The following is a 15,450-nucleotide window of genomic DNA, read 5'->3' as shown; positions in this document are numbered from 1 at the left end:
TTAGGGACTCTGGATGCTAGAGCAAATTAGTGCCGGTTTCAATCCAACCGCTCGACCAGAACCTCGTCTCCGCCCAGTAAAATTAAGTACTTGTCGACCCTAAGCTCATCAAAGGATTTATGGAGGGCTCGGGCGTAGAGATCCATTTGGTCCTTGTAACGTCGCACCAGCTGGGCTGGATCTTGATAACGGTCGGTCTTGTAGTCAAAGAGGACAATGTGGTCGGCATAGCGGATATAACCATCCACAATCCCACGAATGACCATATCTTCATGTGAGTCCCGGTCTTCAAAGAGCATGGCGAAGGGAGCTTCTCTGACCAACTTGTCACCCTGACTCATGATTTCCTGTCCCAAAGGATGATGGCGGAAGAATTTCAGGAGCTTGTCCAGCTTGAGTCGCTTTTTGACGGCAGGCTCTGCCTGCACCAGCTTCAAGGCTTCCCGCAGGTCAGCCAAGCTGATGTCAGGTCTGATAGGCAGTCGCTGCATGAGCTCATGGGTGGCAGAACCGATTGCTGCTCCTGTCACCCGCGACTCTTTTCCAAAGCTTGGCAGGTCAAATTTAGGCTCCAGAATCCGTTTTTCCATAATATCCAGGCCCTGATCCTCCATGACAGGCTGGTAGAATTTCTTAATTTGGCTGGGTGTTCGAACGGTTGGCAGATTGATAGCCGCCTGGTATCGATGATTGAGCTCTTCAACAGCTTCCAAGGCATCTAGGGCCTGCTTGATGTTATCCGATTGGCGATTATGAGCCTGATCGTCCACATCCATGGGCAAACTAGCCTCAAGAGGGCTTAGATCTTGCAAATCTTCTGGACCGACAAATCTTAGCTCAAAGGATAAGTCATCTTCTGGGAAACTTTCTTTCAGGGCCAGGAACCAATCTTGGAAATTAGTCCACTGCTCCCGTCCAGCCAGGGCTAGGCGTTCTTGGTCGCGATAATCTTCATACTTGCCCTTTAATTTTTCCTGACTGCCCTGACCAACCAGATAAAGTCTGGTCTCGGCCCTTGTCATAGCCACATAGAGTTTGCGCATCTGTTCAGATAAATCAGCTCGATGGAGGGCCTGCTGATTGAGAATAAAAGGGAAGGTATCAAAAGAAAGCTTGACCTGCTGATACTGCTCTTGAGGAAAGCGCTCAGCCAGATTGGCCACGTAACGAATGCCCAGACCACACTCCCGATTGAGAACAGCCTTCTTTTGCTCATCTTGCTTATTGAAAGATTTGTGCAGATTCAGGACAAAGACATAAGGAAACTCCAGCCCCTTACTCTGGTGGATGGTCAAGAGTTGGACGGCATCCTTGGGGAGCGCCACCTCAACGTCAGCCAAATCCTTGTCATTGGCCAGCGTCCGATCAATCATATTGATGAAGCGCGGTAGGCCCTTAAAGCCCGACTGCTCAAACTGGTCAGCCCGCAAGGTCAGGGCAAAGAGGTTAGCCTGCCTTTGTTGGCCATCGCTGAGGGCACCAACATAATCATAGTAAAACTTATCCTCGTAAATCTTCCAAATCAAATCGTGGAGACTGCTGCTTTTGGCAAACTTACGCCAGGATCTTAGGACCTGATCAAAGGCCTCGATTTTTTCACGAGACTGGCTATTAATCACTTGGGGGTTGTCCCCAGTTCCGTCCAAGGCTAAGAGGAGCTTGTCATAAAAATTGCCAAACTTAGCCTGGAGAGCAATTCTCGTCAAGAGGTCCTCTCCAAAGTTAAACATGGGCGACTTGAGTAGGGCAACTAGAGACTGGTCTTGCAAAGGATTATTGATGGTTCTCAGGGTCTCCAGCATAACCATGACTTCCAGGGCCTGGAGATAGTGGCCTCCTGTGTCTTCTGAAACAACAGGAATGCCGTAGGTCTTGAGAGTCGAGAGAATTTGGTCGTTTCTGGTTCTGGCAGAGACCAAGAGGGCAATCTGGTCAAAGGCCACGCCCTCCTCGCGATGGAGACGGATAATTTCTTGGGCAACCAGCCTGATGTCGCCTGGATCTTGAATGTCTGTCTCTTCATCTGGTTCAGCCTGAGTCTCATCATAGATGAGGACCTGGGTTTGATTTTCAGGGATAGGGCTTGATTTCTGGGCATTGCCTGCCTTGAGGAAGTGACTCTGGTCATAGACTAATTCACCAATATCTTGGTCCATGAGGCGACTAAAGACGGCATTGCTGGTCTCCAAAACTTCCAGATGGCTGCGGAAATTTTCCTTGAGCAAGACTAGGAGCCCCTGGCTCTTGTCAGCTTGGAAGTTGTCTATTTGGTCATAGGCTGCAAACTTGGCCTGAAAAATATTGGGGTCAGCCTGGCGAAAGCGATAGATGGATTGCTTAACATCCCCTACCATAAAGCGATTGTGGCCATTCGATAGGAGATCCAGCAGGCGCTCTTGCATATGGTTGTTGTCTTGGTATTCATCGACCATGATTTCCTGGTATCTAGCCTGGTAGAGCTGGCAAATTTCAGGACTGGCTTCCAGGATTTCGATGGCCAGATGGGCAATATCGGAGAATTCAAAGGCAGCCTCGGCCTTCTTTTTTTCCAGATACTGTTGCCCATAATCAAGGACAAAATCACGCAGAAGTTCCAGTAGCTCAAGCAGGTCTGGCTGAAATTCTGTCAACAAGTCTAGGGGATTGAGAAGCTGCTCTAGCTTCAAAAACGGTTCTAGGAATCGCTTGCGCTCCTCATTATAGGCCTTGGCAAAGGTCTTCCAATTTTCATCCTTGCCAGCAGCAGACAGGGTCAGCTTACGACCCTCGCTAATGGTTTTTAAGGCTGCTAAATCCTGGCGGGATCGCTCTAGGTCACCCTTAAGGTCCATTCTCGCCAGAATCTCAAGCAAAGTCGCCATATTGTCTGTCGCCTTTGTCTTCTTCTGGAATTCTCCTTGGGCAATCTCTAGCTGATTTTTGAAAAATTTCTCAGCCTGGTCAAGCTTGACCATCAGGCCCTGGCCCTTGATATAGGAAGCTAGAAAACGATTAGCCTGACTGGGGACGTCTTCCTGATAAGACTTAAGTAGAACGTCTTCTAACCAGTTCTTTGGATTAGCGGTAGACTGGCTAAATTGGTAGATACTGTCCACTAGGCTACGAAAGCCTTTGGAGTCCTTGCCCCTACCGATAAAATTGCGGACCAGCCTCCTAAAGGTCTGACCCTCAGTACCTGCCATGTAGGAGGCAAAGAGGTCATCATAGACTTCTTTTTTCAAACTGGCCTGCTCGCTTTGGTCCTGCAGGATACGAAAATTGGGTGAAATTCCCAGGCTATAGCCATAGGTGTTGACTAACTTCTGACTAAAGGCATCCATGGTTCCAATATCGGCCGTGGCTAGATTGGCCAGCTGCTCTGATAAATGTTGTTTCAAGGTCAGGTCGGAAGTGGCCGCAATTTCTTGCGTCAGCTTCTTTTCCAGTCTTTCCTTGAGCTCTCCTGCCGCCTTGACCGTAAAGGTCGAAATGAAGAGCTGATTGATGCTGTCTCCCCGTTTGAGACGATCGAGGATGCGCTCAACCATGACGAAGGTCTTCCCAGACCCGGCTGAAGCAGAAACCAGAATATTCGTCCCATTGCTGTAGATGGCCTGAATTTGTTCAGGGGTTCGAGGCAGACGCTCCTGCTCCTTGGCCAACTCGGGCTCTTGCTCTTTTAGTTTCTCAATTTCCGCAAAACTTAAAAATGCTGGAAAGCCCATCAGGCCTCACCTCCTTGCTCTTTCATTCTTTCTAAAAGTTGGTCACGACTATCCTTGACCAACGCTCTAGCATAGCGCATATGACGATCGGCCTCAAAGCCGGTAATGGTCTTAAATTGCTGTCCCTCAACCGAGCGACGATCCTTGGTGTAGGGATTGATGGCAAAACGACCTGACAGGATGGTCCTGGCTGCCTCCTGATAGAGGACCTTGGTATAGTCCAAAAGCAGATCCATTTCCTCCCGACTAAAGACCTTGCTGGCATGCGTATTGAAGTAGGGCTTGAGCTGACTAGCCACCTCTTTGGCATAAAGCCCCTGATAGCGAAAGGCCTTATCAAACTTGTCCAGACTCTGACCCAAACTAGCGACTTCACTAAATTTAAGTTCAGGATTTTGCAAATGCAGGTAACCTGCTCCAAATACCTGGGCCTGATAATCCTGGGGCATGGATTCCCTGATGGCCAAGATATAGGTTAAAAGTTGCGGACTAAGGCCGTTGTAGAATTCTTCTAGGCTAAATTTCTTGTCCCCAGACTTGTAGTCAACCACACCTAGATTAGGACTTTCTGAGCTACTGAGTTGGTCCAGACGGTCAATCTGGCCGCGGATTTCCAATTTTCGCTCCTGCCCTAGAGGAAGCTGGAGATTAAAACCCAATTCCAGAGCCTTCTGCTGGGCAGGTGTTTTCTGCCAATTCCTCTGGCCCAAATAATGCCTGGCCTGAGCCTTGTCCAGGACCTGGACCAAGTGATTATCGCGCAAGATATGAGTCATGGCCTGGGCAATACCTTCAAGAATTTCCCGAGAAAATTGGGCCTCTTGGTCATAGGAATATACCTGTTGGAAGGCCTCTTCTTGGTTGACCTGGCTTAGTGTTCGACTCAAGAGTTGGTCAAAATTGGAACTGTCATCCAGTTTACTCATCAGTCTTTCAAAGACTCGGTGCAGATAAATCCCGTGTTGGCGGAAATCAGGATGGATGGAATCCTCCTCCTGCAAATTCAAAACCTTCTGTAAGAAATAGCCATATTGGTTGTTATAGAAGGTCGTTAGACTGGAAGCGGACAATTTTAAGGGCTGGTCGGCAGGATAAAGCAAATCCAAGGTCTCCTGAGAAAGAGGCTCAACCGTCAAGTCCTGGCTGATAGTTGGGATAGCTAGGTCAACTTCTTTTAGCTTCTGGCGCAAGCGCCTAACCATGACCGACCAGAAAGTCGTCTGTTCCTTATCCAGGTCTTGATTCTGACTGAGCTGGTTGGCCTCAATAATCCTTGACAGGAGAGCCTTGTAGGTCCCTAAATCCGTTGGTTGGGAGGCAAATCCGGCTGGCTTCTTAAGAATTGGTTCAAAGCCCAAGTCCACCAGGTCTTGCAAGTAGGGCGATAGCTGGTCCTGACTATCGGCAGAGATTTGTGGAGCCGATAGGACCAAGGACTGGCTAGCCGAATTGACCAAGGAAATCATAACGGCATGGAACTTCTTGACTTCCTCCTGGCCACTAATTTCAAAATGGCCTTGACGGTCTTGGCTAGCTAGGGTTTCATTAATCTGCTGGCGTTCCTCATCAGTCAACAAACCAGTCGTCTGACTGAGACGAGGAAAGTTACTAGCAGTCATCCCTAAGGCAAAGACATAGGGGCTAGAGTGGGGCTCAATCAGCTTATAGTCCTTGATATTAACCACATCCAAGGTCGCTGGTACCAGCTTGAAATTGGCAGCCATCATGCCTTGCCCCAGAAGGGCTAAAAAGTCATCCAGGGATAGTTTGGTCCCTCCAAAGATGTCATCCATCTGCTCTAAGAGATCACAAAAGGACTGCCAAACCTCTTCTTCTCTTTCCAGTCCCGCTTGATTTTGGCCCTTGGCCAGTTGGGCCATATTAGCTGGTAGGTCAATAGCCTCTAAGAAGGGCAGAAACTTCTTGGTCAAAAGGCTGCTTCCCAACAGGGAGCGGCTGGAAAAAAGCTCTAGCAAGGGTGTCATCACAGCTCGCCGAATTTGATTGAGCCTTACCAGGTCATACTTTTCAATGACCTGACCCTCGTCATCAAGACCTGCCTCCCGATTGACCGTGAAGTCCTTGCTAAATTTGGCCTGTCCCTTGATGTCGGCGAACCTGACATATTGTTCGAATTTATCAATGTCCAAATTCATCAAATCCTTGAAGAGACCTGATTTGAGCAAATTCAGCAAGTCTTTGGCTCGAAAATTATAGCGCTTAATCCGCATTAAACTCTCAACAAAATTAACCAGGGGGTGATGACTCATGGCCTCTTCCTTCCCCAGATAGTAGGGAATCTCGTACTTGGAGAAGGTCTTGGCAATCTGCAATTGATAGGCCTCTACATCTCCCAACAAAAGGAGAATGTCCTTATAGCGGACCCCTTGATTGAGCAGATTGCGAATGGAGCGGGCGACTGCTTCAACCTCTTCCTTCTGGTTAACAACCTCCCAGATAGTCAGGGCCTGCTTGTCCTCTTGGGAAATTTCAGGGAGGTCGCTTGAGAAATCTCGCTTAGCCTCCAGAAGGGCCGACAAACGACTTAGGCTGTCCTCTTGCCTTTCCCCCAGGACCTGAGCTCTAACGGCAAATTTTTGCCCCAAATCTAGGAGAAATTCGACATTGGCCTGATAGAGATTGCCGGCTAGAAAACTGGATTTAAAGGCCTTTTGACTGGCATAGGTGCCGATGACAATTTCCACCTCTCTGTCATGCAGAGCGGTCACCAAGGCTTCTTCTTCAGCAGAAAAGCGGCTAAAGCCATCGACAATAACCACAAGATTTTGCAAATCCTGGTCCAATTGTCCACTATTGACATGCTCTAAAAATTGGGCAATCTTGGTTTGCGATTCAAAATTGTCCTCTTGAAGAAGCTGATAAAAGGCAGAAAAAATGGTCAAGAGATCCTGATACTTGACCTCCGACTCCAAATCCGCCAAGTCACTAATGGTCAGATTTGACCTTTGCATTTCCTGGTAGAGGTCCACCAATTGCTGAATAAAATTCGGGTCTTTGGCAAGACTGCCGTAAATTTTCAAGTCCCCCTCTTTAAACTGAGACAGGACCCGAAAGAAAATCATGGCCAGACCTGTCTCGGTCACAGGCTTTTTATCAGACACATCATTGAGGACAAAATAGCGGGCCATCTGGGCAAAGCGGGTGATGGTAATATTGAAGGAGGCCTTATCCTTTAGGGTCTCCAAAACACGGCGCTCCTTTTCAAAAGAGAGGGAATTTGGAGCAATATAAAAAACACGGTGGCCAGCCCGAGCATAGTCTTGCGCCAGCCCGGCCAGTTGGTCTGTCAAATGATTTCGAATATCGGTATAAAGTAGTCGCATACCTTCCTCCAAAAAAGGATTTACTAGTTATTATTATAACATAGTGAGTAACATAAAAAGAGGCTTGAGCACAGGCTCTGCCTCTACAATTCTATATTCAAGTTCGCAAGACAAATCAAAGTTATGAGTCAAGTTCGCCTTGTCCCAGAGCCGGCCTTCCAATTAACACTCCCTAATACTCAATAAAAATCAAAAATAGCCAAGGCAACGAACTGCAGGCAGTACTTGGGTACGGCAAGGTGAGTTAACGATGGATAGTTTTGATTTTTGAAGAGTATAACCAGCCCGTTCTCCGAGCTGGCTTCTATCTATTCAAAAAAGGCATAGTAGTCGCTGAGGGCCATTTGGCTCTTAGCCTCTTGGTCCAAATCTTGGATGATTTGGCCGTCCTTCATGACAATCAGACGATTGCCATACTTGAGCGCATCCTCCATATGGTGGGTAATCATGAGCCCAGTCAAGCGGTCCCGCTCCATGATTTTGTCGGTCAGCGCCATCAAGGACTGGCTGGTCTTGGGGTCCAGGGCTGCAGTGTGCTCGTCCAAGAGGAGCAAATCAGGCCGTTTGACAGTAGCCATCAGGAGGCTGAGGGCCTGGCGTTGCCCACCTGAGAGAAAGCCTGTTGGGGTATCTAGATGCTTATCCAAACCATTACCAATCTGAGCAATCAGCTTCTGGAAATCATCTCGGAAGTCATGAATCTTGCGCGGAACCAGACCCCGACTTTCGCCACGGTACTTGGCAATGAGAAGATTCTCAGCCACAGTCATCCGCGGAGCCGTACCCATTTTAGGGTCTTGAAAAACCCGAGCCAGATATTTGGCCCGTTTTTGAGCAGGAAGGTGGGTCACATCCTCGCCTAAGATATGGATGAAACCTGAGGTCAGCATGAGGGTTCCCGCAATCACATTAAAGAGGGTGGATTTCCCAGCCCCATTACCGCCAAGGATGGTGATGAAATCGTGCTCGTAAATGTCCAGATTGACCGCATCCAATATGGTCTTGTCAGCATCGTAACCATTGCTGACGGTGACGGTGGCATCTTTTAATTCTACAATTTTTGTCATCGTGATAACCTAACCCCCTTGAAGAATTTTTCCTTGAACCTTGGCACAATTAGGAAGATGGCCAAAATCAGCGCACTAAAGAGCTTGAGGTAGTTGGTGTTGAAACCAAGAGCCACCACTGCCCAAATCAGAATTTGATAGAGGACCGAGCCAATCATGATAGCGATAAAACGCTCCAACATGGTCAAATTGGCAAACATGACCTCACCGATGATGATGCTGGCCAGGCCGATGACAATGACCCCAATTCCCTTGGAGACATCGGCGTAGCCATCCTGCTGGCTGACCAGGGCACCAGATAGGGCGATAATGCCATTGGAAACGACCAGCCCCATCAACTCCATATTATCCGTGTTAATGCCGAAGCTCCGAGCCATTTCCCGATTGTCCCCTGTGGCAATATAGGCCTGACCCAGACGGGTATTGAGAAAGAAGATAATCAAGAGAATGACCAAAATAACTACCATCGTCCCTAAAATGAGAAGATTTAGCTCCTTGCTAAAGGGTAGGAAATCCTGGAGAAGCTTACGATTGAGGAGCCCCAGATTTGAGCGCCCCATAACCATAAGCATAATTGAGTTACAGGAGGTCATGACCAGAATCCCCGCCAAAATCGTCGGAATCTTGCCCCTAGTATAGAGGAGACCCGTTGCGAACCCAGCCAGACAGCCAGCTCCCACCGCTGCTAAAGTAGCTAGGAAGGGATTAATTCCCTGAGTTATCAGGGTAACCGCTACCGCTCCCCCCAAAGGGAAGCTCCCTTCTGTTGTCATATCGGGGAAATCAAGAATCCTAAAGGTCAGGTAAATCCCAATCCCCAGAACAGCCCACAAGAGGCCTTGTGAAATTGTTGAAACCATATATTTTCTCCTTGTCATTGCGACGTTTATATTGGTCGGTCGATACTAGTAACCTAGAGAACACCTAAGTTCGGTGGCGACACGAAGCTAAAGCAATCGATGACATTGCTTTAGCGGAGTTAGTCAGGAACATAGAAAACTTCAATAGAAGTTTTCGTAGTCACTCTAAGAAAAAAATCATAGAGTGACTTTGTCCGTGGTATCTTGTTAATTGAGCACGGGCTAAAAGCCTAGTGAAAAAGATGAATATCCTAGAAAATCCTGATTTTCTGTCCCTTCCCTATTTTCATACGGCTTTTTTAACACCCTTTGCATCTTTATTTAATCACCAATCCAGATTTCTTAGCATCCTTGAGGACCGAATCTGGAATCGTCACGCCTAATTGTTGAGCCACCTTGAGGTTGACAGCTGGACTGCCAGTATCGACAACCTTGACCGGAATGTCGGCTACCTTTTTGCCCTTAAGAATTTGCACGGCAATCTTACCGGTCTCCACACCTAATTGATGCTGACTTTGATAAACCGAAGCCAGGCCACCTTCCTTGAGCATGGTATCGACACTTGGATAAATAGGTAACTTATTACTATTAGCAATGGAAACGACGGTCGTAAAGGCCGAAGCGATGGTATTGTCCTGAGGAATCCAGAGGGCATCCACTTCCTTACTGATGACATTCATGGTCGTGGTAATCTCATTGGTCGATGGGACGGCATAAGTCTTAACCTTGAGGCCTGCTTTTTGAGCCGCCTTACTGAAATTCTTGACCTGGGAAACCGAATTATCCTCACTGCTGGCGTAGAGAATGCCAACGGTCTTGGTCTGCGGTGTGACGGTCTGAATTAATTTCACAGCATCAGCGATGGGCACCTGATTGGAGGTACCTGTAACATTACCAGTCGGATGCTTGAGATTGGTGACCAGCTTGGCACCAATTGGGTCACTGATAGCACCCATAACTACTGGGGTATCCTTGCTGGCATTGGCCAGACCCTGAGCTGCTGGCGTTGCAATTCCAATCAGAACATCATTGTGGCCATCAGCCAATTGCTTACTCATGGTCGCAATCTTGGATTGGTCGCCTTCGGCATTGAGAAATTGAATCTTCACTCGGTCACCAGAATAGCCTTCCTTAGCCAATTCATCCTTGATGCCAGCATAGATTTCATCCAAGGCTTCGTGGGTCACATATTGGAGCACCCCGACCTTGACCGTGCGATTGCCTTGGCTTTTTTGTCCCAAATGCCATTGGTCATGACCCACACAGGCCAGGGTGAAGATAATTAAGAGGGACAAAACTGCCCACAAACGCTTGTTTTTCATAGGAAACCTCCTCGAGATTAAAGTAGAAAACAAAAAGTAAGCTGGTGAAGACAAGTGACCTGACCGCAAGCCCAGAAATTGGCTGGACCACCAAGAGTAAGAAGCTCTTGAGCCCCCTTTCAGAAATAGGGGAAAACTCGTCCTAGCTTTCGTCTCTCTCCTTCTGTCAAGACTTGCCAACCTATTCTATTGATAATCAGCAAGTGAAAACACTGATTAAACCCAGCCAAGGCTCTGAGGTTAGCAGAAAAAAGCCCCCACATTCCCAAAGGAATGTGAGGGCGTAGTCCACGCGGTGCCACCTCATTTGAAAAGACTAAGACAACCGTCTTTTCATCTCTAGATCGTCTAACAACGATTAGCAGGATACGGTGTGCTAAACCCGAGGACTATTGCTTATCCTCAATTCTTGACTGGTCAACTCAAGTGGCAAGTCCTTCAAACAGCCCAATTTCAGAAAGCCCCGACTGCTTGTTTCCAATAACCACAAGCTCCCTGAAAGTCCGAGCCACTTACTTTTCTGTTTAGTAATATTATACCCGTTTTGCAAGGGCTGTCAAGATAAATTTTCAGAAAATTTGACAAAGTGGCAAAATCTTTTAGCTAGGCTCCAAAGTAAGCCAAGGGTCAGGTCTAGCTAGCATCCGACTCCACCTCTATCTCATCCACCTTCATCTCTATCCGGCTGGAACCATCGCTCCTCTTTTCAATCAGGACCTGCTGCTGAATGGTCTCTTTCATTTCCTTGACGTGGCTGATGACACCGACCAGGCGATTTTGACCAATCTGCTCCAGAACAGTGATGGCCTTGTCCAGGGTCTCCTCGTCCAAGGAACCGAAACCTTCATCAATAAGGAGGGTTTCCACTAGGGCCCCATTACTAGTATTTTGCACAACTTCCGATAAGGAGAGGGCAATAGCTAGGGAGGCAATAAAGGTCTCACCGCCTGATAGGGAGGAGGCGGGCAATTCTTTATTGTTGGCCCTGTCGTAAATGTTAATTTCCAGACCCGACTGGCTGTTACCAGCCCCTTCTTTGCCAATTAAAAATTCAAACTGCTGGTTGCTGAGAAGACCGATATAGTGGTCATTGGCATAGGTCAGAATCTCTTCCAGGTAGGCCTGAATGACATAGGTCTCCAGCTTGAGACGCTGACGGCCGGTCTCCGTTCCGCTAATAATGTTTTTGAGCTGGGTCAGCTGGCTAAATTCTTCCAAATGGTGACCAGCCTCAGTCAGAAGCTCCTCAATTTTAGCTACCAGCTGGCTAACCTGATGGAGCTGACGCTGTGCCAGGGCCTCTTGATTGGAGGCCTGGGTCAGGGCCAAGTCTGCTTCTTCCTTTTGCTGGGTCAGAGCCATCAGGTCTGGCTCTTCTTGCCCAAGCAAGACTTGGTTAAGCTCAGCTAAACTGGAGTCCAGAAACTCCTTATTTTGCTGATACTTGGTTAGCCAGGTTTGTAGCGCTACTGCTTGACCAGTCGCTAAGTCAGCCAACCAGTCATCAAGTTCAGAGCGCTCATGGGTCAGAGCTTCAGGGGCAGCCAGACTGGCTTTAAGTTTCCCGCTCAAAATTTCCAAGTCTGACTGATTGGCCTGCAAGCTTTCAGTCTGACTGGCTAAGCGACCTTGAAGACTAGACAAGACTTCCTTGCCAGCTGCCACTTGCTTCTGACAACTTTCAAACTCCTGACGGAAGGCCTGATAGGAAGCCTTGCATTGGGCTATCTCCCTCTCATAATAGGCTGGCTCCTCGAGGATTGGATTGGCCTCAAGAATCTGGCCTTGACTCTGTTCCAGTGTTTTAAATTGACCTGATAAACTAGCCATCTTCTCTTGGCCATTTTGCTGGTCCTGCTCTAATTTGGCCAAGTCATGGGACAGTTCTTCCAGCTTTTGGTCCTGCTGACTTCTTTGGTCAAAACGCTCTTGATAGACGTGAGCCAGCTTTTCCTTTACGCCCTGACCGATTTGATGCGAATAAGATTTTTCCCAGATGAAGCCACTCAAGTAGGTGGCGGTCACATCCTGTAGGCTCTGGTAATCGGTTTCTAGGAGCTCTCTTTGCTCTTGGCTAGCCTTTTCCTTGTCAGCTAATTGACTAGCTATTTGGCTAACCTCAACTTGCTGGGTTTGGAAGGCTTCCTGCTGGCTAGCAAGTTTGGTCTCTAATTCCTCTACTTCCTGGGAGAGGTTGACCAGAGCACTTTCATCAACCAGCTCAGCCTTGCTTCCTGGATGATCCAAGGAGCCACAGACAGGGCAGGGACTACCTTCTTCTAATTCGGCTTGGAGCTTGGCCACCATCAATTTGAGCTGGTCCCGCTTGATTTCCTTCAGCCGAGCCTGGAGGTCAGCTAGGTCTGCTTCAAGTCCTGCTAAATGCTCAAGGCTGGCCTCCCTTTGGTCAGAAAGCTCTTGCCTGTCTGCCTGCAGGTCCACCAATTTTTGCAAACCTTTTGTCAGGTCACTATCAACTAGGTCTTGAACTTTCTGGAGAAGTTTTTTCAAATCTAATAATTCCCGGTCAGAAACCAGATCAGCTTCAATCTGAGTCCGAGCCTGCTTGACTTCCTGCTCCCGCTCAGACAAGCCTGCTTGGTCTCTGGCTAATTTTTCCAGGCTGGCCTTAGTTGTTTTTAAATCAGCCTGGACCTTAGCGAGGGTTTGAGCACTATTTAGGGACAGGGTCAGATTTTCAATGTCTTCCTGAGCCTTTTCCTGCTGACTTTCTTGAGCCTGCAAGTGACTCAGTCGCTTTTCAAGTGGTGCCTGCTTTTCTTGACGCTCAGCCAAGTCATCCTGCAAGTCGGCTATCCTTTTTTCTAGGTCCCCTACAGCCGCTTGCTTGGCCAGCTCTTCCTTGACCAAATCGGCCAGGCTGTTCGCAAAATCTAATTGGGCCAGTTTTTCTTGCTTTTGCTGGTAAGCTTCAGCCTGTTCCAAAATTTCGGTTTGATAACGGGCCTCCTGGGCCTGGCGCTCCTGAAACTGACCATCCAGCTTTTGGGCTGTCTGGTAGGCTTGGTCTGCTTGTCTGGTCGCTTTTTCAGCCTCAGTCTTTTCCTGCTTGGCTTTGGCTAAAGCATCTTGATAATACTGGTGTCTTTCTTGGGCCAATGCCAGTCGCTGGTCACTCGTTGCCTCAGTAAAGGCCTCTCTTTCTTCCTCTGTCCAAATTTGACTAGTGAAGTGGCCATCCAATTTCGCTTGTAATTGGCTTTGCTCCTGCCTAGCTTGGGACCATTTCTGAGCCAAATCATCCTCAAATTTAGCAAAGACCTGGGTGCCAAAAATCTGTCGCAGAATTGGAATTTTCTCACTGGTCGGCGACTTGAGAAACTGGCTGAACTGGTATTGTGGCAACAAAATAATCTGTTTAAACTGCTCACTAGTCAGACCCAGAAGATCAACAACGGCCTGGTTGGTCTCCTTGGGCTTGCCAGCTAATTTATCCAGCTCTATCCCGTCAACCTTATCAACAACGGACAGGCTGGCCTTGCTGGTCCCAATTCCCTTGCCCCGATCCAGACCCTTTCGGGGTTTCAAATCCAATTCTCGCTCCAAGCGGTAGAGCTGGTTGTGGTGTTCAAAATAGAAAACTACCCTAGTTCTAGGATCCTTGAGGCTAGCAAAGGTTGAGCGCAACTCATTAACAGGTCGGTCGCTGGAAGTCTTGTCGTAGAGGGCGTAGGTCATAGCATCAAAAATACTGGACTTACCTGCTCCCGTTCGGCCACTAATTAGAAAAAGGTTAGACTCATCAAGCCTAGAAAAATCTAAGATCTCCTGACGGTAGGGGCCAAAATTGGTCATTTCAATCCGAATGGGTCTCATCAGGCTTCCCCCTTTCCTAATAGTTCCTCGACCAGAGATTTTTGATAGGCCGTCAACTGGTCTCCTCCTGTCATCTCTGAAAAGAAGTCTGCAATCAACTGGTCCTCGGCTAGTTGCGACTGACTAGAATTAAAGCTAGCTCGTTTCATCTTCGGCTTGGCCTTGGTTTCCTTAATTCGCAAATCAATGATTTCTTGTCCATAGATTTCCTCCAATTGGAATCGAACATTGATGCCCTCCAAATCCTTTCGCTCCTCCACTAGAATATCAAAGGCAAAACGCGCTTTTTTCCTTGGGTATTTGTCATAAAAAACCTGCTGCAAAAGCTCCTGATAGGGAGCCTCCAAAACGTAAAAGTCCTTGTAGGGCTTGAGGGGATGGAAGGTCTTTTGGATGGCCCCATCCGAAATGTCCAGCAGGTAGACCCCCTTAACGTCCTTGCGCTTGGCTTCATCCTTGTTGAAAATCAAGGGACTGCCACTATAGGCAACCGTCTCGGTCGGTGAAGCATAGCGGGTGTGAATATGGCCTAGGGCCACGTAAGCAAAATCCGCGAAGAGATCACTAGTCAGAGTTGTCAAACCGCCAACCATCCGAGTCGTTTCCGACAGCATCTTCTGGCGCAAATCACTATCGTCCGCCCCCTTACTAACTGCAAAATGGGTGACTAGAATCTGTTTTTTAGCGGGATTAAACTGCTCTTTCATATCGGCGATAATCCGTCGCATCACCCCATCCATGGTCGAAAGATCGCTATCCTGATAGTAAACCCTAGCATCAATGGGGTCAATAAAAGGAAGAAGAAAAATCTGCAACCCCTCCAGCTCGATAGGTTGAAAACTATCTGCCAGCCTTGAAACTAAATGAAAGCCCTGGCGCCTGAAAAATTCCTGACCAAACTCCAAGCGCTTGGCCGAATCGTGGTTTCCCGTAATAGCGTAGACAGGAATTCCCGCCTCAAAGAGCAGACGGTTGAGGGTCTGGTTGAAGAGGCTGACAGCCTCAACAGGCGGTAACCCTCGATCATAGAGGTCACCAGCGATAATGACCCCATCGACGGCTTCCTTCTTGGCCAAGTCGATGATTTGCTCCAAAACATAAGTCTGGTCATCCAAGAGGCTGATGCCATTAGAATTAAGCTGACGACCGATGTGCCAGTCAGCAGTATGTAAAAGTTTCATTGCACTACTCCAATTTCTACTAAAGTCATTATAACAAAGAAATGGAAGTTTTTAAACTAACAACTGTCATTTCTGTTAGTAATCTCAATGAAAATCGAAATTAGCCGAGGCAAGGAGCAATGACATCAAGTCACT

General features: G+C 47.9%; 7 protein-coding genes. All 7 read right to left on the bottom strand.

The window, feature by feature from the left end; all coding sequences use genetic code 11:
* Positions 1 to 38: 38 nt before the first annotated feature.
* Entirely contained in the window at positions 39 to 3,704 is a 3,666-nt protein-coding gene (addA, locus tag DYE66_RS05485) for a helicase-exonuclease AddAB subunit AddA (protein ID WP_115325012.1), read from the bottom strand.
* On the bottom strand, positions 3,704 to 7,048 hold the full coding sequence (gene rexB, locus DYE66_RS05480) for an ATP-dependent nuclease subunit B (protein WP_002999884.1): 3,345 nt from the start codon (positions 7,046 to 7,048) through the stop codon (positions 3,704 to 3,706). Before rexB ends, addA begins: the two co-directional genes overlap by 1 nt.
* Positions 7,049 to 7,356: 308 nt before the next feature.
* The gene (locus DYE66_RS05475) at positions 7,357 to 8,115 is read right to left on the bottom strand and encodes an ABC transporter ATP-binding protein (protein ID WP_115325011.1); all 759 of its coding nucleotides are present in this window, start codon (positions 8,113 to 8,115) and stop codon (positions 7,357 to 7,359) included.
* Positions 8,112 to 8,975 carry an ABC transporter permease gene (locus DYE66_RS05470; RefSeq protein WP_003000227.1) on the bottom strand — a complete coding sequence of 288 codons (864 nt, stop codon included), beginning with the start codon at positions 8,973 to 8,975 and terminating at the stop codon, positions 8,112 to 8,114. The genes DYE66_RS05475 and DYE66_RS05470 overlap by 4 nt, the downstream gene beginning before the upstream one ends.
* 317 nt (positions 8,976 to 9,292) lie before the next feature.
* Positions 9,293 to 10,297 (bottom strand): tryptophan ABC transporter substrate-binding protein, encoded by a 1,005-nt coding sequence (gene trpX / locus DYE66_RS05465; protein WP_003000104.1) that lies wholly within the window; start codon positions 10,295 to 10,297, stop codon positions 9,293 to 9,295.
* A gap of 633 nt (positions 10,298 to 10,930) precedes the next feature.
* Positions 10,931 to 14,134 (bottom strand): AAA family ATPase, encoded by a 3,204-nt coding sequence (locus tag DYE66_RS05460; RefSeq protein ID WP_115325010.1) that lies wholly within the window; start codon positions 14,132 to 14,134, stop codon positions 10,931 to 10,933.
* Complete coding sequence (locus tag DYE66_RS05455; protein ID WP_003000324.1) at positions 14,134 to 15,315, bottom strand: metallophosphoesterase family protein; 1,182 nt, start codon at positions 15,313 to 15,315, stop codon at positions 14,134 to 14,136. The genes DYE66_RS05460 and DYE66_RS05455 overlap by 1 nt, the downstream gene beginning before the upstream one ends.
* Positions 15,316 to 15,450 lie beyond the last annotated feature (135 nt).

This window comes from Streptococcus downei MFe28 (genome assembly GCF_900459175.1).
GTDB lineage: Bacteria > Bacillota > Bacilli > Lactobacillales > Streptococcaceae > Streptococcus > Streptococcus downei.
This window is presented reverse-complemented; position numbering and strand designations above follow the sequence as displayed.

What these genes read in the sequence shown, in the direction of transcription:
- addA (WP_115325012.1), bottom strand. Translation starts at nt 3,704, where the DNA reads ATGGGCTTTCCAGCATTTTTAAGTTTTGCGGAAATTGAGAAACTAAAA.
- DYE66_RS05475 (WP_115325011.1), bottom strand. Translation starts at nt 8,115, where the DNA reads ATGACAAAAATTGTAGAATTAAAAGATGCCACCGTCACCGTCAGCAAT.
- DYE66_RS05460 (WP_115325010.1), bottom strand. Translation starts at nt 14,134, where the DNA reads ATGAGACCCATTCGGATTGAAATGACCAATTTTGGCCCCTACCGTCAG.
- DYE66_RS05470 (WP_003000227.1), bottom strand. Translation starts at nt 8,975, where the DNA reads ATGGTTTCAACAATTTCACAAGGCCTCTTGTGGGCTGTTCTGGGGATT.
- rexB (WP_002999884.1), bottom strand. Translation starts at nt 7,048, where the DNA reads ATGCGACTACTTTATACCGATATTCGAAATCATTTGACAGACCAACTG.
- DYE66_RS05455 (WP_003000324.1), bottom strand. Translation starts at nt 15,315, where the DNA reads ATGAAACTTTTACATACTGCTGACTGGCACATCGGTCGTCAGCTTAAT.
- trpX (WP_003000104.1), bottom strand. Translation starts at nt 10,297, where the DNA reads ATGAAAAACAAGCGTTTGTGGGCAGTTTTGTCCCTCTTAATTATCTTC.